This is a genomic window from Streptomyces sp. NPDC006551 (assembly GCF_040611675.1).
Lineage (GTDB): Bacteria > Actinomycetota > Actinomycetes > Streptomycetales > Streptomycetaceae > Streptomyces.
Map to the genome: position 1 here is coordinate 59940 of NZ_JBEXOT010000007.1, position 22696 is coordinate 82635.

The 22696-nt window shown below is 71.1% G+C and carries 20 protein-coding genes; 10 read left to right on the forward strand and 10 right to left on the reverse strand.

Annotated elements, in window-relative coordinates:
• Positions 1–2: 2 nt before the first annotated feature.
• The 4 genes from ABZY12_RS10410 to hisD are packed head-to-tail and all read right to left on the reverse strand — an operon-like array spanning position 3 to position 3235.
• Positions 3–170: a hypothetical protein gene (locus tag ABZY12_RS10410; RefSeq protein ID WP_356888883.1), complete on the reverse strand. Its 168-nt coding sequence runs from the start codon at positions 168–170 to the stop codon at positions 3–5.
• A 4-nt stretch (positions 171–174) separates the two neighbouring features.
• Positions 175–768, reverse strand: a complete 594-nt coding sequence (gene hisB / locus ABZY12_RS10415) for an imidazoleglycerol-phosphate dehydratase HisB (protein WP_158986436.1) — start codon at positions 766–768, stop codon at positions 175–177.
• Positions 765–1895: a histidinol-phosphate transaminase gene (locus ABZY12_RS10420; protein ID WP_356888884.1), complete on the reverse strand. Its 1131-nt coding sequence runs from the start codon at positions 1893–1895 to the stop codon at positions 765–767. Before ABZY12_RS10420 ends, hisB begins: the two co-directional genes overlap by 4 nt.
• Positions 1892–3235, reverse strand: coding sequence for a histidinol dehydrogenase (gene hisD / locus ABZY12_RS10425; RefSeq protein ID WP_356888885.1), 1344 nt, complete (start codon positions 3233–3235; stop codon positions 1892–1894). Before hisD ends, ABZY12_RS10420 begins: the two co-directional genes overlap by 4 nt.
• A gap of 174 nt (positions 3236–3409) precedes the next feature.
• Here hisD and ABZY12_RS10430 point away from each other — a divergent pair, with 174 nt between their 5' ends.
• From ABZY12_RS10430 to ybaK, 4 genes are all read left to right on the forward strand, one after another.
• A complete protein-coding gene (locus tag ABZY12_RS10430; protein WP_356888886.1) occupies positions 3410–5011 on the forward strand; it encodes an oxidoreductase in 1602 nt (533 codons plus the stop codon).
• Between the two features lie 195 nt (positions 5012–5206).
• Entirely contained in the window at positions 5207–6244 is a 1038-nt protein-coding gene (locus ABZY12_RS10435) for a hypothetical protein (protein ID WP_356888887.1), read from the forward strand.
• Positions 6245–6249: 5 nt separating this feature from the next.
• The gene (locus ABZY12_RS10440) at positions 6250–6987 is read left to right on the forward strand and encodes an LON peptidase substrate-binding domain-containing protein (RefSeq protein ID WP_356888888.1); all 738 of its coding nucleotides are present in this window, start codon (positions 6250–6252) and stop codon (positions 6985–6987) included.
• A gap of 12 nt (positions 6988–6999) precedes the next feature.
• Complete coding sequence (gene ybaK, locus ABZY12_RS10445; RefSeq protein ID WP_356888889.1) at positions 7000–7506, forward strand: Cys-tRNA(Pro) deacylase; 507 nt, start codon at positions 7000–7002, stop codon at positions 7504–7506.
• A gap of 444 nt (positions 7507–7950) precedes the next feature.
• Here the strand turns inward: ybaK and ABZY12_RS10450 are convergent, their stop codons facing one another.
• Genes ABZY12_RS10450 through ABZY12_RS10465 form a run of 4 tightly spaced genes read right to left on the reverse strand, consistent with a single transcriptional unit; the run spans position 7951 to position 11769 of the window.
• Entirely contained in the window at positions 7951–8595 is a 645-nt protein-coding gene (locus ABZY12_RS10450) for a DUF2567 domain-containing protein (RefSeq protein WP_356888890.1), read from the reverse strand.
• 34 nt (positions 8596–8629) lie between these two features.
• Positions 8630–9460 (reverse strand): ABC transporter permease, encoded by an 831-nt coding sequence (locus tag ABZY12_RS10455; RefSeq protein ID WP_356888891.1) that lies wholly within the window; start codon positions 9458–9460, stop codon positions 8630–8632.
• 31 nt (positions 9461–9491) lie between these two features.
• Positions 9492–10463: an ABC transporter ATP-binding protein gene (locus tag ABZY12_RS10460; RefSeq protein ID WP_356889009.1), complete on the reverse strand. Its 972-nt coding sequence runs from the start codon at positions 10461–10463 to the stop codon at positions 9492–9494.
• A gap of 37 nt (positions 10464–10500) precedes the next feature.
• Entirely contained in the window at positions 10501–11769 is a 1269-nt protein-coding gene (locus tag ABZY12_RS10465) for an NYN domain-containing protein (RefSeq protein ID WP_356888892.1), read from the reverse strand.
• A gap of 227 nt (positions 11770–11996) precedes the next feature.
• Between ABZY12_RS10465 and ABZY12_RS10470 the strand changes: the two genes are divergently transcribed.
• Complete coding sequence (locus tag ABZY12_RS10470; protein ID WP_356888893.1) at positions 11997–12167, forward strand: hypothetical protein; 171 nt, start codon at positions 11997–11999, stop codon at positions 12165–12167.
• 110 nt (positions 12168–12277) lie between these two features.
• Here ABZY12_RS10470 and dnaE read toward each other — a convergent pair whose 3' ends face one another.
• A complete protein-coding gene (gene dnaE / locus ABZY12_RS10475; RefSeq protein ID WP_356888894.1) occupies positions 12278–15817 on the reverse strand; it encodes a DNA polymerase III subunit alpha in 3540 nt (1179 codons plus the stop codon).
• A gap of 155 nt (positions 15818–15972) precedes the next feature.
• Between dnaE and ABZY12_RS10480 the strand changes: the two genes are divergently transcribed.
• The 5 genes from ABZY12_RS10480 (at position 15973) to ABZY12_RS10500 (ending at position 21973) form a co-directional block, all read left to right on the forward strand.
• On the forward strand, positions 15973–17310 hold the full coding sequence (locus tag ABZY12_RS10480) for a DUF2252 domain-containing protein (RefSeq protein ID WP_356888895.1): 1338 nt from the start codon (positions 15973–15975) through the stop codon (positions 17308–17310).
• Positions 17311–17370: 60 nt separating this feature from the next.
• Positions 17371–18057, forward strand: a complete 687-nt coding sequence (locus tag ABZY12_RS10485; protein WP_356888896.1) for a hypothetical protein — start codon at positions 17371–17373, stop codon at positions 18055–18057.
• Between the two features lie 47 nt (positions 18058–18104).
• Positions 18105–18920: a DsbA family protein gene (locus ABZY12_RS10490; protein WP_356888897.1), complete on the forward strand. Its 816-nt coding sequence runs from the start codon at positions 18105–18107 to the stop codon at positions 18918–18920.
• 111 nt (positions 18921–19031) lie between these two features.
• Positions 19032–20681, forward strand: a complete 1650-nt coding sequence (locus ABZY12_RS10495; protein WP_356888898.1) for an alkaline phosphatase D family protein — start codon at positions 19032–19034, stop codon at positions 20679–20681.
• 326 nt (positions 20682–21007) lie between these two features.
• Positions 21008–21973 (forward strand): zinc metalloprotease, encoded by a 966-nt coding sequence (locus ABZY12_RS10500; protein WP_356888899.1) that lies wholly within the window; start codon positions 21008–21010, stop codon positions 21971–21973.
• Positions 21974–22060: 87 nt separating this feature from the next.
• Here the strand turns inward: ABZY12_RS10500 and ABZY12_RS10505 are convergent, their stop codons facing one another.
• Positions 22061–22648 (reverse strand): dienelactone hydrolase family protein, encoded by a 588-nt coding sequence (locus tag ABZY12_RS10505; RefSeq protein ID WP_356888900.1) that lies wholly within the window; start codon positions 22646–22648, stop codon positions 22061–22063.
• Positions 22649–22696 lie beyond the last annotated feature (48 nt).

Here is a 22696-nt window from a genome sequence, read left to right on the forward strand (position 1 = left end):
GCTCATTCCCAGATTCCCTGAATCCGCAGGACGCCGGCGACGAGGCACATCACGGAGGCGATGGTCACCAGCACGATGAGGCCCTTGGGCATCTTCTGCTTGACGAAGGAGTACACACCGCCGGCGAGGAAGAGCCCGACGACGATCAGGATGGTGGAGAGGCCGGTCATGTGATTAGAGCGCGCCCTTCGTGGAGGGCAGGATGCCGGCCGCGCGCGGGTCGCGCTCGGAGGCGTAGCGCAGGGCCCGGGCCAGCGCCTTGAACTGGCACTCCACGATGTGGTGGGCGTTGCGGCCGTACGGCACGTGGATGTGCAGCGCGATCTGGGCCTGCGCGACGAAGGACTCGAAGATGTGCCGGGTCATCGTCGTGTCGTAGGAGCCGATCATCGGCGCCATGTTCTCGGGCTCGGTGTGCACCAGGTAGGGACGGCCGGAGAGGTCCACGGTCACCTGGGCGAGCGACTCGTCCAGGGGGACGGTGCAGTTGCCGAAGCGGTAGATGCCGACCTTGTCGCCGAGGGCCTGCTTGAAGGCGGCGCCCAGCGCGAGGGCGGTGTCCTCGATGGTGTGGTGGGAGTCGATGTGCAGATCGCCGTCGGTCTTGACCGTGAGGTCGAACAGGCCGTGGCGGCCGAGCTGGTCGAGCATGTGGTCGTAGAAGCCGACGCCGGTGGCGACATCGACCTTGCCGGTGCCGTCGAGGTCGATCTCGACGACGACGGAGGTCTCCTTGGTGGTGCGCTCGACCCGTCCTACGCGGCTCATGAGCTCTGCTCCTTCTTCAGTGCGCGAACCGCATCGAGGAACGCGTCGTTCTCTTCGGGGGTGCCGGCGGTGACCCGCAGCCAGCCCGGCACGCCGTTGTCCCGGACCAGGACGCCCCGGTCGAGGATCTTCTGCCAGGCCGCGTGGGAGCCCTCGGCTCCGTCGAAGCGGCCGAACTGGACGAAGTTGGCGTCGGACTCGGTGACGTCGAAGCCGATGGTCCGCAGCTCGGTGACCAGGCGGTCGCGCTCGGTCTTGAGCTGCTCGACGTATCCGAGGAGCGTGTCGGTGTGCTCCAGGGCGGCCAGCGCGGTGGCCTGGGTGACGGCGGACAGGTGGTACGGCAGGCGTACGAGCTGCACGGCGTCGACCACGGCGGGGTGGGCGGCGAGATAGCCCAGGCGCAGTCCGGCGGCGCCGAAGGCCTTGGACATGGTGCGGGAGACGACCAGGTTCGGCCGGCCCTCGATCAGCGGCAGCAGCGAGTCGCGGTGGCTGAATTCGACGTACGCCTCGTCGACCACCACGAGCGAGGGCTTGGCGGCCTGGGCGGCTTCGTACAGCGCGAGGACGGTCTCGGCCTCGACGGCCGTGCCCGTGGGGTTGTTGGGCGAGGTGATGAAGACGACGTCCGGCCGGTGTTCGGCGATCGCCTTCTCGGCCGCCTCGACGTCGATGGTGAAGTCGTCACCGCGCGGTCCGGAGATCCAGCCGGTGCCGGTGCCGCGGGCGATGAGCGCGTGCATCGAGTACGAGGGTTCGAAGCCGATGGCCGTACGGCCGGGGCCGCCGAAGGTCTGCAGCAGCTGCTGGAGGACCTCGTTGGAGCCGTTGGCGGCCCACACGTTCTCGACCGAGACCGGGTGCTTTCCGGTACGGGTGAGATAGCGGGCGAGCTCGGTGCGCAGCTCGACGGCGTCCCGGTCGGGATAGCGGTTGAGGCCGCGGGCGGCCTCGGCGACCCGCTCCGCGATCCGGGCCACGAGGGGCTCGGGCAGCGGGTAGGGGTTCTCGTTGGTGTTCAGCTGGACGGGGACGTCGAGCTGGGGCGCGCCGTACGGGGACTTGCCGCGCAGCTCGTCGCGGATGGGGAGGTCGTCGATGCCGACCGTGTCGTGCGAGGTCACTTGCTCTCGGGCACCTTCCATCCGAACCGGGCCTTCAGGGCGGCACCGTGGGCGGGCAGGTCCTCCGCCTCGGCGAGGGTCACCACGTGGTGGGTGACCTCGGCGAGGGCGTCGCGGGTGTAGTCCACGATGTGGATGCCGCGCAGGAAGGACTGCACGGACAGGCCCGAGGAGTGGCAGGCGCAGCCGCCGGTGGGCAGCACGTGGTTGGAGCCGGCGCAGTAGTCGCCCAGTGAGACCGGGGCCCAGGGACCGACGAAGATCGCGCCGGCGTTGCGGACGCGGTCGGCGCGGGCGGCGGCGTCGGCGGTCTGGATCTCCAGGTGCTCGGCGCCGTACGCGTCGACGACCTTGAGGCCGTCCTCCAGGTCGCGGACGAGGACGATCGCGGACTGCTTTCCGGCCAGAGCCGGCACGATCCGGTCGTCGATGTGCTTGGAGGCGGCGACCTGGGTCTTCAGCTCGGCCTCGGTGGCGGCGGCGAGCTCCTCGGAGTCGGTGACGAGGACGGCGGCGGCCATCGGGTCGTGCTCGGCCTGGCTGATCAGGTCGGCGGCGACGTGCACCGGGTCGGCGGTGGAGTCCGCGAGGATCGCGATCTCGGTCGGTCCGGCCTCGGCGTCGATGCCGATACGGCCCTTGAGGAGGCGCTTGGCGGCGGCGACGTAGATGTTGCCGGGGCCGGTGACCAGGTTGACGGGGGCGCAGCCGGGCGCGTCCTCGGTGCCCTCGGTGCCGTAGGCGAACATCGCGATGGCCTGGGCGCCGCCCGCGGCGTACACCTCGTCGACGCCGAGCAGCGCGCACGCGGCGAGGATCGTCGGGTGCGGCAGGCCTCCGAACTCCTTCTGCGGCGGCGACGCGATGGCGACGCCCTCGACGCCGGCCTCCTGGGCGGGGACGACGTTCATGACGACGGACGAGGGGTACACGGAGCGGCCGCCGGGGACGTAGAGGCCCACGCGCTCGACCGGGACCCACTTCTCGGTGACCGTGCCGCCGGGCACGACCTGCGTGGTGTGGGTGGTGCGGCGCTGCTCGCGGTGGACGATCCTGGCCCGGCGGATGGACTCCTCCAGGGCCGCCCGGACCGCCGGGTCGAGCTCGTCGAGGGCGCGTGCGATCGTCTCGGCGGGGACCCGCAGGTCGGTGACGCGTACGCCGTCGAACTTCTCCCCGTAGTCGATCACCGCGGCCGCGCCATGATGCCGGACGTCCTCGCAGATCGGCCGCACCTTCTCCAGGGCGGCTTCCACGTCGAACTCGGCACGGGGCAGCAGGTCGCGCAGAGCGCCACCCTCGGGGAGGGTGTCGCCGCGCAGATCGATTCGAGAGATCACGGGTCAATTCTCTCAGACGCCCCACAGGCGCCGGACGTCCGTATCACTGGCTGATACGAGCCACACTGGCGTCTTGTCGCCACAGCTGACCGTTAGCGTTCAGTCCGTCACTCAGCGGGAAGAACGGCTGTACGAATCCAGGAAAGCGGGTTCGTGGAAAGCGAGGGGGCGGCAGTGACCGAGCCGCACGAGGACGGTATGCCGGACGGTCTCACGGGCCCGGAGCGGTCCATGTGGTGGGCGTTCCGGGTGGGCAGGACCTGTGACATGAGCGACGGGGACGCGACACGGGACGATCCGTTCGGATCGCATCCGTGGGGGGACGAGCGCAGTGTGCGCGCCGAGGTGGTGGCTCTGCTGCTGCTCGACGGCCCGGCGGCCCGGTCGGGGCGGGTCGCGGCGCTCAAGCTGCGGGGGGTGCGGATCACGGGGGCGCTGAACCTCGCGGGCGGGACGATAGGTCCGTACGTGGAGCTGAACCGCTGCCGGTTCGACCACGAGATCGTGCTGCCGGAGGCGCACTTCGGGACGCTGCGGATGGTGGAGTGCGCGATCCCGCGCCTGGAGGGGGCGCGGCTGCACACCGAGGGCGACCTCCATCTGCCGCGCTGCCGGGTGGAGCGGGGCATCCGGCTCACGGACGCGCAGATCGGCACGGATCTGCTGATCAACCAGATCCAGGTGTGGCCCGACCGGCGAGGCCGGGCGATCACCGCGGACGGTCTCGTGGTGGCGCAGGACCTGCAGGCGGAGCTGATCGAGACGCATGGCGAGCTGAGTCTGCGCGGCGCGAAGGTGGGCGTCTCGCTCAGCCTGCGGGGCAGTGTGCTGCGCGGGGCGCAGGAGCGGCGGGCGCTGAACGCGCCGCAGCTGACGGTGGAGCGTTCGCTGTATCTGAACGCGGCCTGGGTGTACGAGTCCACGGGGAACGCCACGGCCACTCCCCCGTACGGCATCGGGTACACACCGGTGCGGGGGGCGCGGCGCAAGCCGGTCGAGTGCCATGGCGGGGTGCGGCTCGACGACGGGCGGTTCGGTGACGCGGTGGACCTGCACTACGCCCGCTTCATGCTGAACGGGGCGCACCGTGAGGAGGTGTCGCTGCGCCGGATCGTCACGCCGGAGCTGCGGTTCAACGGCGAGCGCCCGGAGGAGGGGCGGGTGGTGCTCAACGGCGCCAAGATCGTGACCCTGATCGACCTGTCGACCAGCTGGCCGGGGCCCGGCGGGCTCGCGATGAACGGTTTCGTCTACGAGAACCTGGTGCCGTACGGCCACTTCCCACTGGCCCGGCGGCTCGAGTGGGTGGCGGCGGCGACCCCGGAGTACGCCCCGGAGCCGTACGAACGGCTGGCGACGGTGCTGCGCGCCAGCGGGGAGGACGCGGACGCCCGGGAGGTGCTGCTCGCCAAGCAGCGCAGACGCCGGGAGACGCTGCCGGTGGCCGGCAAGCTGTGGGGCTACCTCCAGGACTGGACGGTGGCGTACGGCTACCGCCCGGGGCGGGCCGCGCTGTGGATGGCGGTGCTGTGGGCGGCCGGTGCGGTGGCGTTCTCGCGCTACGACCCGGTGCCGCTGAAGGGCGACGAGTCCCCTCGGTGGAACGCCACGCTGTACGCGCTCGATCTGCTGCTGCCGGTGATCAACCTGGGCCAGGACGGCTACTGGCGGCTGGAGGGCGCCTGGCAGTGGGTCTCGACCGTACTGATCCTGCTGGGATGGGTTCTGGCGACGACGGTGGCGGCGGGGGCGTCGAGACTTTTGAGGCGGGGCTAGCGCGGGGCGGGGCGGTGCCGGGGCGCGCGATGCGGGGCGTCTCCGGGGCGCGGGACGGACGGGGCGCGCGGAGCACGCATTCCCGCGAACCTCACCTCTTTCTTTACCCGGTCTTGACCTCGGTCAGGACAACTTTCCCGCCGCTACCAAAGCTTCACAGCTCTCCACTGGCGCCGCCCTCACCTGCGGTTTTCAATGGTCCGCACCATGTCATTGCTCCGCGCCCTGATCGGCACCGCCCGACTCGTCCGGCACGCGCCCCGGCTCACCGCCGCCCTGCCGCCGGACGACGACGTGCTGCTCGACGTGCCGGACGAACGGCTCGCCCCCGCGCTGGTCGCCGCCGCCCTGGCGGACCCGGAGCCGGCGGCCAAGCTCCTCGCCACGACCCGGGAGGCCGCCGAATGGGAGAACCGGGACCGGTATGTCGCGCGGTTGGCCACCTTCGCCTACAGCCGTGACGAATGGCTGGCCCACTGGCTCGCCGCCACGCCCCGCGACCCCGACGCCCTCCTCGTCAAGGCCCAGCTGGCGGTGCGCAGGGCGTGGGAGTCGCCGGCCCGCGCCGAACGGCTGCGCGAGCTGGGCCCGCTGATCGACGCGGCCTCCGAGGCGGCACCGCGCGATCCGGTGCCGTGGCGTCTCGCCCTGGACCACGCACGCGGCACGCACGCCGGGCACACGGTCTTCGAGTCGCTGTGGGAGCAGGCGGTGCGCCGCTCCCCGCACCACTACGGCTGCCATGTCGCCGCCCTGAAGTACCTCTCGGCCCAGTGGTACGGCTCGCACCGCGAGTGCTTCGACTTCGCGGAGCAGGCCGCGGAGGACGCGCTCCCCGGCTCGCTGGTCCAGGCTCTGCCCGCCCGGGCCGCCTTCGCCGAGCTCCTGGTCGGCCACGGCCACCCGCACGAGGACCGGATCGACGCGGCGGCGGACCGGGCGATCACGCTGTCCGCCGACTATCCGGCCGGCGATCCGTGGCCCGCCGAGGTCCGCAACGTGCTCGTCTACGTCCTGATGCGGCGCAGGCGGTGGGACGAGGCACTGGAGGAGTTCCGGCGGGTGGGGCCGTACGCGACGTCCTTCCCCTGGACGCTGGTGGGCGAGGATCCGCTCGCCCGGTTCCTCGCGGCGCGGGACGCGGCACGGCTGGAAGTCGCCCGTGCGACGCCACTGCGGGGAGCCGGACAGGGACGGGCCGGACGAGGCGGGCCCCGCGACCATTACGCTTGACCGCTGTGACCACCGCTCGCCTGCCTCTCTTCCCGCTCAACGCGGTGCTGTTCCCGGGCCTCGTGCTGCCCCTGAACGTCTTCGAGGAGCGATATCGCGCCATGATGCGCGAGCTGCTGAAGACCGACGAGTCGGAGCCGCGCCGCTTCGCCGTCGTGGCGATCCGCGACGGCCGTGAGGTCGCGCAGACCGCACCCGGCATGCCGGATCCGACGGCGCAGCCGGAGAAGGGACCGGCCGCGGGCTTCGGCTCCGACCCGATCCAGGCGTTCCACCGGGTCGGCTGCATCGCCGACGCGGCGACGATCCGGGAGCGCGCGAACGGCAGCTTCGAGGTGATGGCGACGGGGACGACCCGGGTGAAGCTGCTGTCGGTCGACGCGAGCGGGCCGTTCCTGGTGGCGGAGGTCGAGGAGATCCCGGAGGAGCAGGGCGACGAGGCGGGCACGCTCGCCGAGGGCGTGCTGCGGGCGTTCCGGAACTACCAGAAGCGGCTCGCGGGCGCGCGGGAGCGGTCGCTGACGACGAGTGAGCTGCCGGACGACCCGTCGGTGGTGTCGTACCTGGTCGCCGCGGCGGCGGTGCTCGACACCCCGGCGAAGCAGCGGCTGCTGCAGGCGCCGGACACGGCGACGCGGCTGCGCGAGGAACTTTCGCTGCTGCGGGCCGAGACGGCGGTGCTGCGGCATCTGCCGTCGCTGCCGGCGGTGGAGCTGACGCGGGCGCCGACCAGCCCGAACTGACGGAGGAGCCCTGTGGCGAAGAAGCAGAAGAAGGCGGCCAACGGGGGCGGCGGGACCCCGGCGACGGTCGCCCTGACGGCGGCGGGCACCCCGTTCACGCTCCACGCGTACGACCACGACCCGGCGTCGCCCTCGTACGGCGAGGAGGCGGCGGAGGCGCTGGGCGTGTCGCCGGACCGCGTCTTCAAGACCCTGGTGGCGGACGTGGACGGCGAACTGACGGTCGCCGTCGTGCCGGTCGCGGGCCAGCTGGACCTCAAGGCGCTGGCCTCGGCGGTGGGCGGCAAGCGCGCGGCGATGGCGGACCCGGCCGCGGCGGAACGCACCACCGGCTACGTCCGCGGCGGCATCTCCCCGCTGGGCCAGCGCAAACGCCTCCGCACGGTCCTCGACTCCTCGGCCGCCACCCACGCGACCATCTGCGTCTCGGCAGGCCGCCGCGGCCTGGAGGTCGAACTCTCCCCCACGGACCTGGCCACCCTGACCACGGCGGTCCTGGCCCCGATCGGCCGCGCGTAGCAGTCTCCGGCGGGTGCGCGAGCGGCGCGACGCCGCCACGCGTTCGGGGCCCCGGATCGGGCACGGTCCGGCGGCGCGAAGCCGCCACCGTGAAGCCGCCACCGTGAAGCCGCCAGCGTTCGGGGCCAGTGGCACGCGGCGCGAAGCCGCCGCCACGCAGAGTGCGGGCCCGGCCCGCAGACCTCGCCCCTCGCGGCGCGAAGCCGCCGCAGGGAGCGGGCACGTCCTGCGGCGCGAAGCTGTCGCAGGGAGCGGGCACGTCCTGCGGCGCGAAGCTGCCGCCACCACAGGTGCGGGCCCCCGCAAGCCCTCCCCCTCGCCGCGCGAGGCCGCCAGCCGTGCGGGGCCCCGGTCCCGCGACGCGAAGCCGCCGCGCCGGGGGTTCGGGGGCGGAGCCCCCGGGCCCGTCAGGGTTTCGGGGAGGGGTGGGGTGGGGGAAGGCCCTCAGCCCTGGGCCGACGGCGTCGGGGGCGTCGGGGGCGTCGGGGGCCATTCCGGTTCCGGGTCCCGGGGGCCGAACACCGCCGTCACGCCCAGGTGGACGATCATCGCCGCCAGCGGCCACGCCAGAATCGCCCCCTGCCACATCTCCAGCTTCAGCGGCGCCTCGAACACCACGTTCGACCCGACCGCCTTCGCATGGCCCACCACATCGTGCGTCGGCCCCAGATACGTCCCCACGCCCCACGCGAGCAGCGATCCGAGCACGCCGCCCGCCGCCAGCGCGAGGACGAGAGCGACCCCGCCGTGCCGGTGGAACAGGAAGACGACCAGCGCGGCGACCGCCCCGAACCCCAGCGCCAGCAGCACGAACGTGCCGTCCGCGCCGATCGCCGCCTCGCCCTCGCTGTGGCGCAGGAACACCGCCTTGCCGTCCGAGATCAGCGGCACCCTCGGCGCCAGCCACAGCCACAGCAACCCCAGCGCCGCCCCGGCCACCGTCGAGACGGCGGTCACCACGGCGGCCTGCCGCAGCTCCGTCGCCGTGCTCGGTACGCCGTCCTCCCCGGACAGCGGAGGGTACGGCGAGGGCCACGCATGGGCGTCGTGCGGCTGCGGCTGGTGAGGCGGTGTCAGAGGTGCGGTCACCCCGCCATCGTGCCAGGTCCCCCCGCGCGTCGCCTCAGCGGACCGCCGCCCGCCGGTACGCCCACGTCGCCACCGCCAGCGACACCACACCGACCGCCCCGCACACCGCGAGGTCGAGACCGACCGCCGCCCAGTCCGGCCGCGGATCGAACGTCCGGGCCAGCGCCTCCACCCCGTACGTCGACGGCAGCAGGTCCCGCGCCCAGCCGATCGGCGCCGGCAGCCGGTCCGCCGGCAGGACACCGAGCAGCAGCGCCGCCGACATGCCCAGCTGACCGAGGAGCGTGGCGAGTTCCTGGCGCGGCGCGAGCAGTCCGAGCGCCGCTCCGAGCCCCGCGAGCGCCGCCCCGGCCAGCGGCACGACCGCCGCCAGGATCCACAGATGGGCGAGCGGCAGCCCGAAGAGTACGGACCCGATGACGGCGGTCACCACCGTCCCGGGCACCGTGAAGGAGGCGTACGCGCCCGCCGCGCCCAGGACCACGGCCGCCGGCGGCACCGGCAGCGTCGCGTAGTGGTCGAGCCCGCCGCCGGCCCGTAGCTGCCCGAAGTACTGGGCGAGCAGATTGAGCGCGACGAAGGCGACGACGAGGACGGACGAACCGGCCACCACGGCCCGCGCCTCCGCCCCGCCGTCGACGACACCCCGCATCAGCACCATGATCCCGACGGACTGGAACGTCGCCACGAAGAGCAGCGGGATGCGCGAGACCCGGGCGCGCGAGAGCTGCGCCCGGTACACGGCGGCGAGGGCGGGCAGCAGCCGGGCACGCGGCGCGAGGGGCGCGGCGCTCTCCCTGTCGCCGTCACGGGCCTGGGCGACCGGCGCCCCGGCCGACAGGACCTCGGCGGGCACGATGCTCACTGCGTACTGCTCCCGTCACTCGGGCGATGCCTCACGCCTTCACCAGTCCCTTGGTCTCGCCGCCCAGTGCCAGGTACACGTCCTCCAGGCTCGGCGTAGCCAGCGTGAAGTCGTCCAGGGCCGCGAACGCGGCGCCGCCCGTGACGGCGGCGACCGCCGCCCTCGCCTCGTCCGGGGCGAGCCGGAGGGTCCAGCGCCTGCCGGACTCCTGCGCCGAGGTCCGCAGCGCGGCGACCTCGGGGACATCCAGAGGGGCGCGTTCGCGCCAGACCAGGTCGACCCGGACCTCTCCGGCGACGCGTTCCTTGAGCCCGGCCGGGGTGTCGCAGGCGATGACCCGGCCCCGTTCGAGGACGGCCACCCGGTCCAGTACGGTCTCGGCCTCGATCACGTTGTGGGTGACGAGCAGCACGGTCGTGCCGTGTTCGGCGCGCCGCCGGTCGACGGCGGCCCAGACGGCCCGCCGGGCGATCGGGTCCATGCCGGTGGTGGGTTCGTCGAGGACGAGGACCGGCCGCTGTCCGATCAGGGCGGCGGCGACGCAGGCGAGCCGTCGCTGCCCGCCGGAGAGCTTCTTCAGGGGCCGCCCGGCGAGCTCGGTCAGGCCGAGCTCCTCCAGGACGGCGTCCCGCGCGGCACGCGCGTCCCGGGCCGTCAGACCGCGCAGCCGCCCGGTGGTCTCGGCGGCGAGCGCGACCGTCAGCTCGTCGAGCGCGGTGGACTCCTGGCCGAGGTAGGCGAGCAGCCGCGCGGCGCGCTCCGGGTGGCGTACGAGGTCGTGGCCGAGCATCTCGACGGTGCCGGAGTCGGGGCGCATGAGGCCGGTCAGCTGGCGGACGAGGGTGGACTTGCCGGCGCCGTTGGGGCCGAGCAGGCCGAAGATCTCGCCGCCGCGGACGTCCAGGCTGATGCCGTCGGTGGCTCGCACCTCGGGCGTCGCGGGCGCTCCTCGCCTGCCGCGCGCGGCGGGGTACGTCTTGACCAGATCCCGCACCACGCACACCGTACTCACGAGGGATGAGCCTACGGGGTCCCCGGGCCTACTCCCCCGCGGGGGCGTGTTCCGCGGCGGCCCGGACGTCGAGCTCACGCCAGAACCCGGCCCGGATGGCGTACCGGTCGTGCTCGTCGATCTGGTCGTCCTTGTGGGCGAGCAGGCCGAACCGCGCCGCGTACCGGAGGAGTTCGCCGTCGATGCGGTGCGGGATGCGCGGGTACATCGTGGAGAGCCGCTGGACGTGGCCCTGGTCCGGGAGCCGTTCCATCCAGCGGCGGGCGAACACCTGTCCCACTTCGAAGGGGTCGCCGCCGACGGTGGTGATGTCCTCCTCTCGGTCGGCCCAGCGCTGCTCGGCGCTGGTGAGCTGGGCGAGGGTCGGCAGCGAGGCCGTCTCCGCGGGTTCGCCGAGGGAGCTGCCGGGGCGTTCGATCCAGCCCTTGTCGGAGGACCAGCGCAGGGTCGCGTTGGCCGGCTGGGGGGCGACCTGGGCGCCGGGGCCGCGCAGCCCGGCGAGGTCCTTGGGGGTGGGGACGCCCTTGCCTGCGCCGGATGCGGGGGCGCCCGCCGACGATCCGTTCGTGGACGGCGTGGAGGGGGCGGGGGCCTGTGTTCCGTTCTGTCCGGCGGCCGAGGCGGCGGCCTCGGCGGCCCGTTCGGCGGAGGCGGCGAGCGCCGATTCGGGCAGCGGGGCGGAGAGGATCGCGGCGATCTCGGGGCGCGGGGCGGGCGGGGGCGGGCAGAGGCCGGTGAGGTCCTTGGCGCGGACGGCGCGGGTGATCCAGGCGCGGTCGAGGACCCGGCGCTCGTCGGCCTCGGCGACGAGGTCCTCGGACTGGTTGTAGTCGCCGTCGGCGGCCTGGACGGCCCAGAGGTGGACGGCGACGCCGTGTTCCTTGGCGGACATCAGGCCGGGCAGGAGGTCGCCGTCGCCGGTCACGAGGACGACGTCGGAGCAGGCGCGGTTTCTGGCCAGTTCGGTGAGTTCGGCGTGCATGGCGGCGTCGACGCCCTTCTGCGCCCAGCGGCCGTCGCTGCGGGTCAGGGCGCCCAGCCGGACGGTGACGCGGGGCATCACGCGCAGTCGGCGGTGTTCGGGCTGGGGTACACGGTCGGGTGCGCCGTCGAACCAGTAGATGCGCAGCAGGGGCTGCTCGGTGTCGGCCTCGGCGCGTTCGCGCAGGCCCTGGATGAGGGCGGCGTGGTCGACGGTGATCCGGGAACGGGCCGGTTCCCCGGCGAGGAGGCTCGCGGCGGCGCCCAGCAGATAGCCGGCGTCCACGAGAACGACGCAGCGGTCCACGTGTTCCACCCTCTTTCGGGAACCTCGGGATCGGGAGTTGCTTCGGAATCCTTCGAGTCTGCCCGACGGCCGGGAGGTTGACGGCCGGAACTGGATCATCGGCGTGGCGGATCTCACGCGCCCGGCGCGCTGACCGGCGCGCTCACGGTCCGTAATGATCCGAAATGCGGCGGTTCATACCGTATGTGAGTCTGACAGCGGCCCTGGCCCCGAGATCCCCCCGAGGAGGCATCACCATGGCCAAGAACAAGAACCAGAACCGTCCGCAGAAGCAGTCCCCGGCCGAGCGCGGTACCCAGCAGGCGCAGCAGTCGGCGATGGAGTCGCAGACCGAGCAGCGCGCCTCGCAGGTGACTCCCGGCGACATGGCCCGCAAGGGCAGGCAGAAGCGCTTCGGCCATAACTGATCCATCCGCAGATATGCGGTAAGGGGCGCGCCCGTGACGACGGGCGCGCCCCTTCCGCATGCCGCCCGGCCTGTCCGGCCTGTCCGGCCTGTCAGGACGGTCAGGGCGGGCTATCCGGCCAGGCAGGACGGGCCGAGCAGCACCTTCAGGTCCCCGAAGAGCGCCGGGTCGGGCTGGACGCGGTGCCGGTCGAGCCGGAGCACGGTCGTCTTCCGCGGGCCCTGGAGCTTGATCCGTACCTCGGTGTTGCCCTTGTGGTGCCCGAGGATCTCGCCGAGCCGGCTGATCATCGGCGGGGTGACCTTCACCGTCGGGATGGTGAGCACGACGGGCGCGTTGGTGCCGGAGTTCGACAGGTCGGGGACCATCAGCTCCATGGCGACCAGCCGGGGGACGTCCTCGCGCTTGTCGAGGCGGCCCTTGACGAAGACGACCGTGTCCTCGACGAGCTGGGTGGAGACCAGCTGGTACGTGGCCGGGAAGAACATGCACTCGATGGAGCCGGCCAGGTCCTCCACGGTGGCGATGGCCCAGGCGTTGCCCTGCTTGGTCATCTTGCGCTGGAGGCCGGAGATGATGCCGCCGATGGTGACGACCGCTCCGTCGGAGTGCTCGCCGCCCGTCAGCTGGGAGATTCCGGCGTCCGTCTTGTCGGACAGCACGTGCTCCAGGCCGAAGAGCGGGTGGTCGGAGACGTAGAGGCCGAGCATCTCGCGCTCCTGGGCCAGGAGGTACGACTTCTCCCACTCGACGTCGGAGAACTCGACGTCCAGGCCGAAGCCGGGCTCCTCGCTCGTCTCGTCGCCCATCCCGCCGAAGAGGTCGAACTGTCCCTCGGCCTCCTTGCGCTTGACCGCCACCACGTTGTCGATCATGGGTTCGTGGTGGGCGACCAGGCCCTTGCGGGTGTGGCCCATCTCGTCGAAGGCGCCGGCCTTGATCAGCGATTCGACGGTCCGCTTGTTGCAGACGACCGCCTCGACCTTGTCGAGGAAGTCGGGGAAGGAGCTGTACTTCCCCTTGGCCTTGCGCGTCTTGATGATCGACTCGACGACGTTGGTGCCGACGTTGCGTACGGCGGAGAGGCCGAAGAGGATCACGTCGTCGCCCTGGGCGGCGAAGTTCGACTCGGACTCGTTCACATTGGGCGGCAGCACCTTGATGCCCATGCGGCGGCACTCGTTGAGGTAGACCGCGGACTTGTCCTTGTCGTCCTTGACCGAGGTGAGCAGCCCCGCCATGTACTCGGCGGGGTGGTTGGCCTTGAGGTAGGCGGTCCAGTAGGAGACCAGGCCGTACGCTGCGGAGTGCGCCTTGTTGAAGGCGTAGCCGGCGAAGGGGACCAGGACGTCCCAGAGCGCCTGGATCGCCTCGTCGCTGTAGCCGTTCTTCTTGGCACCGGCCTGGAAGATGGTGAAGTTCTTCGCCAGCTCCTCGGGCTTCTTCTTGCCCATCACGCGGCGCAGGATGTCGGCCTCGCCGAGGGAGTACCCGGCGATGATCTGGGCGGCCTTCTGCACCTGCTCCTGGTAGACGATCAGGCCGTAGGTGACGCCGAGGACCTCCCGGAGCGGCTCCTCCAGCTCCGGGTGGATCGGGGTGATCTCCTGCTGCTTGTTCTTGCGCAGGGCGTAGTTGGTGTGCGAGTTCATGCCCATCGGGCCCGGCCGGTACAGGGCGGACACGGCGGAGATGTCTTCGAAGTTGTCGGGCTTCATCAGCCGCAGCAGCGAGCGCATGGGGCCGCCGTCGAACTGGAAGACACCGAGGGTGTCACCGCGCTGGAGCAGTTCGAAGGTCTTGGGGTCGTCCAGCGGCAGGGCCAGGAGATCGATGTCGATCCCCTTGTTGGACTTCACCATCTTGACGGCGTCGTCCATGATCGTCAGGTTGCGCAGGCCGAGGAAGTCCATCTTCAGCAGGCCGAGCGACTCGCAGCTCGGGTAGTCCCACTGGGTGATGGTGACGCCGTCGGTGTGCCGCACCCAGACGGGGACGTGCTCGGTGATGGTCTCGCTGGACATGATCACGCCGGCGGCGTGCACACCCATCTGCCGGACCAGGCCCTCCACACCCTTGGCGGTGTCGATGACCTTCTTCACGTCCGGCTCGTTCTCGTACATCGCCCGGATCTCGCCCGCCTCGCTGTAGCGAGGGTGGGAGGGGTCGGTGATGCCGTTGAGGTCGATGCCCTTGCCGAGGACGTCGGCGGGCATGGCCTTGGTGAGCCGGTCGCCCATGGCGTACGGGTAGCCGAGGACGCGCGCGGAGTCCTTGATCGCGTTCTTCGCCTTGATCTTGCCGTACGTGCCGATCATGGCGACCTTGTCGGAGCCGTACTTCTCGGTCACGTACCGGATCACCTCGACGCGCCGACGCTCGTCGAAGTCGATGTCGACATCGGGCATCGAGATGCGCTCGGGGTTGAGGAACCGCTCGAAGATCAGACCGTGCGGGATCGGGTCGAGGTCGGTGATGCCGAGGGCGTACGCGACGATCGAACCGGCCGCGGAGCCTCGGCCGGGGCCGACGGCGATGCCCTGCTTCTTCGCCCACATGATGAAGTCGGCGACGACGAGGAAGTAGCCCGGGAAGCCCATCGAGATGATGGTGTCCATCTCGTACTCGGCCTGCTTGAGGCGGTCCTCGGGGATGCCGCCGGGGAAGCGGCGGTGCATGCCCCGCATGGTCTCCTCGCGGAACCAGGTGACCTCGGTGTAGCCCTCCGGGATGTCGAACTTCGGCATGAGGTTCTTGGCCTCGAACATGCCGGTGGTGTCGATCTGCTCGGCGACCAGCCGCGTGTTGGCGCAGCCCTCCTGCCAGGCGTCCGAGGAGTCGATGGCGTACATCTCGTCCGTGGACTTCAGGTAGTAGCCGGTGCCGTCGAACTTGAAGCGGTCCGGGTCGGAGAGGTTCTTGCCGGTCTGGATGCACAGCAGGGCGTCATGTGCGCCGGCCTCGTGCGCGTACGTGTAGTGCGAGTCGTTGGTGACCAGCGGCGGGATGCCGAGCTTCTTGCCGATCTCCAGGAGACCGTCGCGGACGCGGCGCTCGATCTCGATGCCGTGGTCCATCAGCTCCAGGAAGTACCGGTCCTTGCCGAAGATGTCCTGGTACTCGGAGGCGGACTTCAGGGCCTCGTCGAACTGGCCGAGGCGCAGCCGGGTCTGCAGTTCACCGGAGGGGCAGCCGGTGGAGGCGATCAGGCCCTCGGACCACTGCGCGATGGTCTCCTTGTCCATGCGCGGCCACTTCTGCAGCCAGCCCTCGGCGTAGGCGTCGGAGGAGAGCCGGAAGAGGTTGTGCAGTCCGGTGACGTTCGCCGCCCAGATCGTCTTGTGGGTGTAACCACCGGAACCGGAGACGTCGTCCTTCTTCTGGTGCGGCTGGCCCCACTGGATCTTCCGCTTGTTCCGCCGGGACTCGGGGGCGACATACGCCTCGATGCCGATGATCGGCGTCACCCCGGCCTTCTTCGCGGAGTGGAAGAAGTCGTACGCCCCGTGGAGGTTGCCGTGGTCGGACATCGCGATGTGGGACATGCCCATCTCGTTGCACGCGTCGAACATGTCCTTGAGCCGCGCGGCACCGTCCAGCAGGGAGTACTGGGTGTGGACGTGAAGGTGCGTGAAGGGCGGCTTGGTCACGGCGGAAGGCCTCCAAAACGGTCTGGGGGGACAGCGTGGAAGTCTACGTCTCCGGACTGACAGTCGGCGGGCACTCCCGGGTACGGTCGTGCGTTGTCCCCGACGGAACAACCGTCCTGTTCGTCACCACAAGCGTCGCACCAGGAGGCACCTCGATGCCGGTCCCCCAGCCCACCGCCGCCCAGCGCGGTGAGCAGATCCTCGCCGTCTTCGACACCGCCTTCGGTGATCTCCTCGCCGCCGACCCCGCCGCCTTCCGCGTCAAGTTCCGCAAGATGGCCGCCTCCGCGTTCGCCTTCTACCGGGGCACGGCATGCCTGTTCTACGCGGACCTGGAGCGCGAGCGCCCCAGCGGCCCGTACCTGGACGAGCGGACCGGCCGGGTCTGGATCCACGGCGATCTGCACGCGGAGAACTTCGGCACGTACATGGACGCCAACGGCCGGCTGGTCTTCAACGTCAACGACTTCGACGAGGCGTACGTCGGCCCCTTCACCTGGGACCTGAAGCGGCTATCCGCCTCCCTGGCGCTGATCGGCTACGCCAAGGCGCTCAGTGACGGGCAGATCACCGAGCTGGTACGGATCTACGCCGCCGCCTACCGGGAGCGCGTCCACGCCCTGGCGACGGGCGCCAAGAACGACGAGGTCCCGCCCTTCACGCTGGACACGGCCGACGGCGCGCTCCTGGCCGCCCTGCGCGACGCCCGCGCCAAGACCCGTTTCGGGCTGCTGGCCTCGATGACGGAGATCCGGGACTTCGAGCGCCGCTTCACCTCGGGCGCCGGCTCCGTCGAGCTGGACGCGGCCACCCGCTACAAGGTCCTGGCCGCCTTCGACGGCTATCTGGAGACGCTTCCGGAGTCCAGCCTGGCGCGGCCCGACTCGTACCGGGTCAAGGACGTGGTCGGCCGGCGCGGGGTCGGTATCGGCTCGGCCGGCCTGCCGTCGTACAACATCCTGCTCGAGGGCAACAGCGACGCCCTCGAGAACGATGTCGTGATCTATATGAAGCAGGCGCAGACGCCGGCGGTCTCGCGCCATGTGACGGACGCCGCCGTACGGCAGTACTTCCAGCACGAGGGTCACCGCACGGTCATCTCGCAGCGGGCGCTGCAGGCGCACGCGGACCCGTGGCTGGGCTGGACGGAGATCGAAGAGGGAGGGAGCCGGTCCGGGCAGCTCGTGGCGGAGGTCTCGCCGTACGCGGTGGACCTGGACTGGTCGGACATCGACGACCTGGAGGAGATCGCGGCGACCGTCGCCGACCTCGGCCGGGCGACGGCGACGATGCACGCGGCGGCGGACGACTCCAGCGGCCACTCGCTGGTGCCGTTCTCGACCGAGCGGGCCATCGACGCGGCGATCGCCGCCGACGAGGACGGCTTCGCGGACCTCCTGGTGGACTTCGCGCACAGCTACGGCGCACGCGCGCGTGCCGACCACCAGATCTTCGTGGACCTGTTCCGCAACGGCCGGATCCCGGGCCTCTGATCCTTCACAGGGATCCCTTAAGAGGGTCTTACAGGAAGGCATGGCACACTCTCCAGCGCTATGGACATATCAGGGACGCGGCTCAGGGGGCTGCGGGCGGCGCTCTTCACGGCACTGGTCGTGACGCTGTCCGCCGGCGCGCACGTGCTGCTGTCCCGGGTCCCGTTGCCGCTGCCGACCGTCGGCATGCTCGCGGCCGCCGTCTTCGCCCTGGCCTACGCGCTGGCCGGCCGCGAGCGCGGCTTCGGGCCGATCGCCGGGCTGTTGATACCGCTGGAGCTGGCGGCCGACACGGTCTTCACCACCGGGCAGACGGTCTGTTACGGCCCCGCGGGCGGCCCGGTCGCCGGTTCCCTGCGCTCGGTCGGCGTGGACCTGCTGTGCGGCGGCGCCGTGGGCGTACCGCTGCCGGGCGTGGCCGCGCCCGAGAGCGGGAGCCTGGCCGCCCTGCTGCACACGCCGAACCCCGCTCTGCCGTGGCTGCTCCTCGCCGCCCATGTGTCGGTCGGGCTGTTCGCCGCCGCCTGGCTGCGCCACGGGGAGCGGGCGCTGGCCCGGCTGGCCGGCGCGGTGGCTGCCTCCGCGTTCCGGCCGCTGCTGCTGGTGGCGGCGCTCCGCGGAGTGACGCGCCGGGTTCCGGTGCGCCGCGGGCGCCTGTCGGACCGGCCGCGCCGGTCGGGTGCCCGGCTTCTCGTGCACTCCGTCGGACGGCGGGGACCTCCGTGCTCGGGCCTCGCCCTCGTCTGAGCACCGCAGTCCCCACTTTTCCTTTTCACTCCACGGAGATCACGATCATGAGTGCACGCAACAGCCAGGCCAACAAGGCGGCCGCCCGCGAGCGACTGCGCATAGAGCGCGAACGCCAGGCGAAGAAGGACAAGATGCGCCGCCAGGTGATCGTCGGCGTCTCGGCGGTCGCCACGCTCGCCGTCGCGGGCGGTGTCGGCTACATCGTCGTCCAGGCCAACAAGCCCTCCCAGTGGGAGGCGGCGGCGAAGGCGACGAGCATCACCGCGCCCAGGAACACCGAGGGCACCAACGGCACGACGGTCGTCATCGGCAAGCCGGAGGCCAAGAAGACGCTGGAGCTCTACGAGGACTCGCGCTGCCCGGTCTGCGCCACGTTCGAGCAGCAGGTCGGCCCGACGGTCGACAAGGACGTCGCGGACGGCAAGTACAAGATCAAGTACATCGGTGCCACCTTCATCGACAACGCCGCCCAGGGCGAGGGCTCCAAGAACGCCCTGTCGGCTCTGGGCGCGGCGCTCGACGTGAGCCCGGAGGCGTTCCTGAAGTTCAAGGCTGCGCTCTACTCCACCAAGTTCCACCCGGAGGAGACGCAGGACAAGTTCGCCAAGGACTCCTACCTCCTGGAGATCGCGGACTCGGTCCCGGTCCTGAAGGGCAACGCGCAGTTCAAGAAGAACGTGGAGAACGGCACCTTCGACGCCTGGGCGATGAAGATGTCCGCCGCGTTCGACGCGAGCGGCGTGACGGGGACCCCGACGCTGAAGATGGACGGCAAGACGCTGACCGCCGAGGGCAGCAAGAACCCCCCGCTGACGGTGGACGAGTTCAACGCGGCACTGACCCCGGCGCTGAAGGGCTGATCGCGGTGCGGGGCTGACGCGCCCCCGATCAGCGACAATCGGCCGACAGGCAGGCGAACTTTCCGGTTTTCGCCTGCCTGTTCGTCGTACTGGTCAGTAATCTGACTGCCCGTGACCAGTCGTTTCATATCCTCAGCACCCACCCGCCGTACGGTCGTGAAAGCCGCCGCCGTCACGGCCGTCGCCACCCCGGCCCTGGTGGGCGCCGCCTCCCCCGCCACCGCGGACTCCGAGGCACCCGTCTTCCTCCACGGCGTCGCCTCCGGCGACCCGCTGCCCGACGGCGTCCTGCTCTGGACGCGCGTCACCCCCACCCGCGCCGCCGTGCCCGGCTCCCTGGAAGGACCCGATGTCACGGTCGCGTGGGAGATCGCGGAGGACCGCGCCTTCGGCACGATCGCGGCCCGTGGCACCGCCACCGCCACGGCTCTCTCCGACCACACCGTGAAGGCGGACGTCCGGGGTCTGCGCCCGGCGACCACCTATTGGTTCCGTTTCACGGCCGGCGGGACCGTCTCCCCGGTCGGCCGTACGCGCACCACTCCGGCCCACGACGCCACCGCCGCCGGCGTCCGCTTCGGCGTGGTCTCCTGCGCCAACTGGGAGGCCGGCTACTTCTCCGCGTACCGCCATCTCGCCGCCCGCGCGGACCTGGACGCGGTCCTCCACCTCGGGGACTACCTCTACGAGTACGCCAGCGGCGGCTACCCGGCGGAGGGGTCCACGGTCCGGCCGCACGAGCCGAAGCACGAGATCGTCTCGCTGGCCGACTACCGCGTCCGGCACGCGACGTACAAGACCGACCCCGATCTCCAGGCGTTGCACGCGGCCCACCCCGTGATCGCGATCTGGGACGACCACGAGTTCGCCAACGACGCCTGGTCGGGCGGGGCGGAGAACCACACGGAGGGCGCCGAGGGCGCGTGGGCGGCCCGGGTGGCCGCCGCCAAGCAGGCGTACTTCGAGTGGATGCCGGTCCGCACCTCCACGGAGGGCACGGTCTACCGGCGGCTGCGCTTCGGCAAGTTGGCCGATCTGCACCTGCTCGACCTGCGCTCCTTCCGCTCCCGGCAGTCGAGCGTGGGGAACGGCGCGGTCGACGATCCGGAGCGCACGCTCACCGGGCGCGCCCAGCTGGACTGGCTGAAGTCGGGCCTCGCCGGCTCGGACACCACCTGGAAGCTGGTCGGTACGTCGGTGATGATCTCGCCGGTCGCCTTCGGCTCGCTGCCGGCCCATCTGCTCGGGCCGCTCGCGGAGTTGCTCGGGCTGCCGAAGGAGGGCCTGGCGGTCAACGTCGACCAGTGGGACGGCTACACGGACGACCGCAAGGAGCTGCTCGCGCATCTGACCGGGCGATCCATCCGGAACACCGTCTTCCTGACCGGTGACATCCACATGGCGTGGGCCAACGACGTACCGGTGAAGGCGGCGACGTATCCGCTGTCGCAGTCGGCGGCGACCGAGTTCGTGGTGACCTCGGTGACCTCGGACAACCTCGACGACATCCTCCGGGTGGCGCCCGGGACGGTCTCGGTGGTCGCGGCGGGGGCGCTCAGGGCAGCCAACCGCCATGTCAAGTGGGTGGACATGGACCACCACGGCTACGGCGTGCTCGACGTGACGGCCGAGCGCTCGCAGATGGACTACTACACGGTCTCCGACAAGGCGAGGGCGGACGCGACGACCGCCTGGGCACGTTCCTACCGGACGCTCAGCGGAACGCAGCGTGTCGAGCGGGTGTACCAGCCGGTGCTCTGAGAGGACGGCATGGTCGATTTTCGGCCATGATTCCTTCTGTTAACGGGAGATCACATCACGAGGTCGGGTGGTGGTGTTCGGGCGATCGAATCCGGACACACCACCCGCCTCCGTACCCTCGCTCGTTACGTCGACATCTCAAACTCCGGAACGAGCGCAAATTTTTCTTCTCGATGACCTGATATGCCCTAGGAATGATTGGGCTTGATCGGTCCTCATCAGCGTCTGACATGGACCCGTAATCTCCCCGCGGTGGCGAGGAAGTCCCTCTCCACAACCCCCCGCGAGGAGTCACCGTGCGTGCTCTTGCCCGTATATCGCCGCGTATGTCACGTCGTATGCTCGGCACCGCCGTCATGGCCGGAACCCTGGCCCTGGCCCCCCTCTCCGCCCCCTCGGCCGCCCCGGCCCTGAACACCTCCGCCGCGGCCCTGTCCGCCGAGGAGTGCGAGGACGGTACGGACGCCCACTCCAGCGCCCGTAAGTCCCGTGGCGCCGACGCCCACGGCCACGAGCCCAACGAGGTCACCGCCGCCCAGGCCAAGGCCATGGACGCGGACCTGAAGAAGAGACTGGAGTCGTCCCGCGCCGGCGGCATGAACGCCACCGCCGGCGTCGTCGACATCCCGGTCTACTTCCACGTCATCCACAGCGGTACGACGGGCAAGCTCAGCGCCACCGACATCAACAACCAGATGGCGGTCCTCAACTCCGCCTTCGGCGGCCAGGGCACCGGCAATGTGAACACCAACTTCCAGTTCACCCTCGCGGCGACCACCTACACGGACAACGCGTCCTGGTACAACCTCTCCTCCGGCTCCACCGCCGAGAAGGAGATGAAGTCGACGCTCCGCCAGGGCGGCGCCGGCGCGCTGAACTTCTACACCGCCAACCTCAGCGGCGGCCTGCTCGGCTGGGCGACCTTCCCGTCCTCGTACAACTCCAACCCGTCCATGGACGGTGTGGTCGTCCTCGACGCCTCGCTCCCGGGCGGTTCGGCGACCAACTACGACGAGGGCGACACCGCCACCCACGAGGTCGGCCACTGGCTGGGGCTGTACCACACGTTCCAGGGCGGCTGTAACGGCAACGGCGACTACGTCAGCGACACCCCGGCCGAGAAGAGCCCCGCCTACGAGTGCCCGGTCGGACGTGACAGCTGCGCGTCCAAGCCCGGTGTGGACCCGATCAAGAACTTCATGGACTACACCTACGACGCGTGCATGACCCAGTTCACCGTGGGCCAGGTCACGCGGATGACCGACGCCTGGACCGCGTACCGCGCCGGCTGAAACCGGATCGCCTGAGGGAGGGCGCGGCGGGAGAGCCCCCGCCGCGCCCTCTCTCGCGTTCCCGCACGCGTCCCGGTCCGCGTCCTCTCACCCGTCCTGGAGGCTCTCGATGAAGGCGAGCGCGATCGACCAGGTCTCCTCGGCCGCCGCCTCGTCGTAGTCGGGCAGGTCCGGGTCCGTGTACAGGTGGCCGGCGCCCGGGTAGCGGTAGACCTCCACGTCGGCCCCCGCCTTCCCCATCCGCAGGTACCAGGACGTCAGCCAGTCGTGCGACTCGAAGGGGTCCGGGTCCGCGATGTGCAGCTGTACCGGAAGGTCGTCGACCGACGCGCTCTCGGCGATGTCCGAGGTGCCGTGAAGCAGCAGCAGCCCCCGCGCCTTCTCGTCCCCCAGGGCCAGGGTCTGCGCGACCGAGGCACCGAACGAGAAGCCGGCGTAGACGAGCCCGCGGTCGGAGTAGGGCGCGGAGGCGAGGACCGCCCGCTTCAGCAGCTCGTCCTTGCCGATCGACTTCTGGAGCTCCATCCCCTCCTCGACCGTCTCCGCGGTTTGCCCCTCGAAGAGGTCGGGCACGCGAACCTGGTGCCCGGCGGCCCTCAACCGCTCGGCCGCGGCCTCCACGGCGGGACGCGGACCGTAGGCCGAGTGGAAAAGCATGATGTCCATGCGATCCATCCTGCCAGCCGGGCCCCCGCACCCCGATCACGGAGGAGAGGAAGACCT

Coding starts and splice junctions, on each gene's coding strand:
- ABZY12_RS10435 (WP_356888887.1), top strand. CDS start 5,207: ATGGTCCGCACCATGTCATTGCTCCGCGCCCTGATCGGCACCGCCCGA.
- ABZY12_RS10485 (WP_356888896.1), top strand. CDS start 17,371: ATGGACATATCAGGGACGCGGCTCAGGGGGCTGCGGGCGGCGCTCTTC.
- ABZY12_RS10480 (WP_356888895.1), top strand. CDS start 15,973: ATGCCGGTCCCCCAGCCCACCGCCGCCCAGCGCGGTGAGCAGATCCTC.
- ABZY12_RS10410 (WP_356888883.1), bottom strand. CDS start 170: ATGACCGGCCTCTCCACCATCCTGATCGTCGTCGGGCTCTTCCTCGCC.
- ABZY12_RS10490 (WP_356888897.1), top strand. CDS start 18,105: ATGAGTGCACGCAACAGCCAGGCCAACAAGGCGGCCGCCCGCGAGCGA.
- hisB (WP_158986436.1), bottom strand. CDS start 768: ATGAGCCGCGTAGGACGGGTCGAGCGCACCACCAAGGAGACCTCCGTC.
- ABZY12_RS10505 (WP_356888900.1), bottom strand. CDS start 22,648: ATGGATCGCATGGACATCATGCTTTTCCACTCGGCCTACGGTCCGCGT.
- ABZY12_RS10500 (WP_356888899.1), top strand. CDS start 21,008: ATGTCACGTCGTATGCTCGGCACCGCCGTCATGGCCGGAACCCTGGCC.
- ABZY12_RS10470 (WP_356888893.1), top strand. CDS start 11,997: ATGGCCAAGAACAAGAACCAGAACCGTCCGCAGAAGCAGTCCCCGGCC.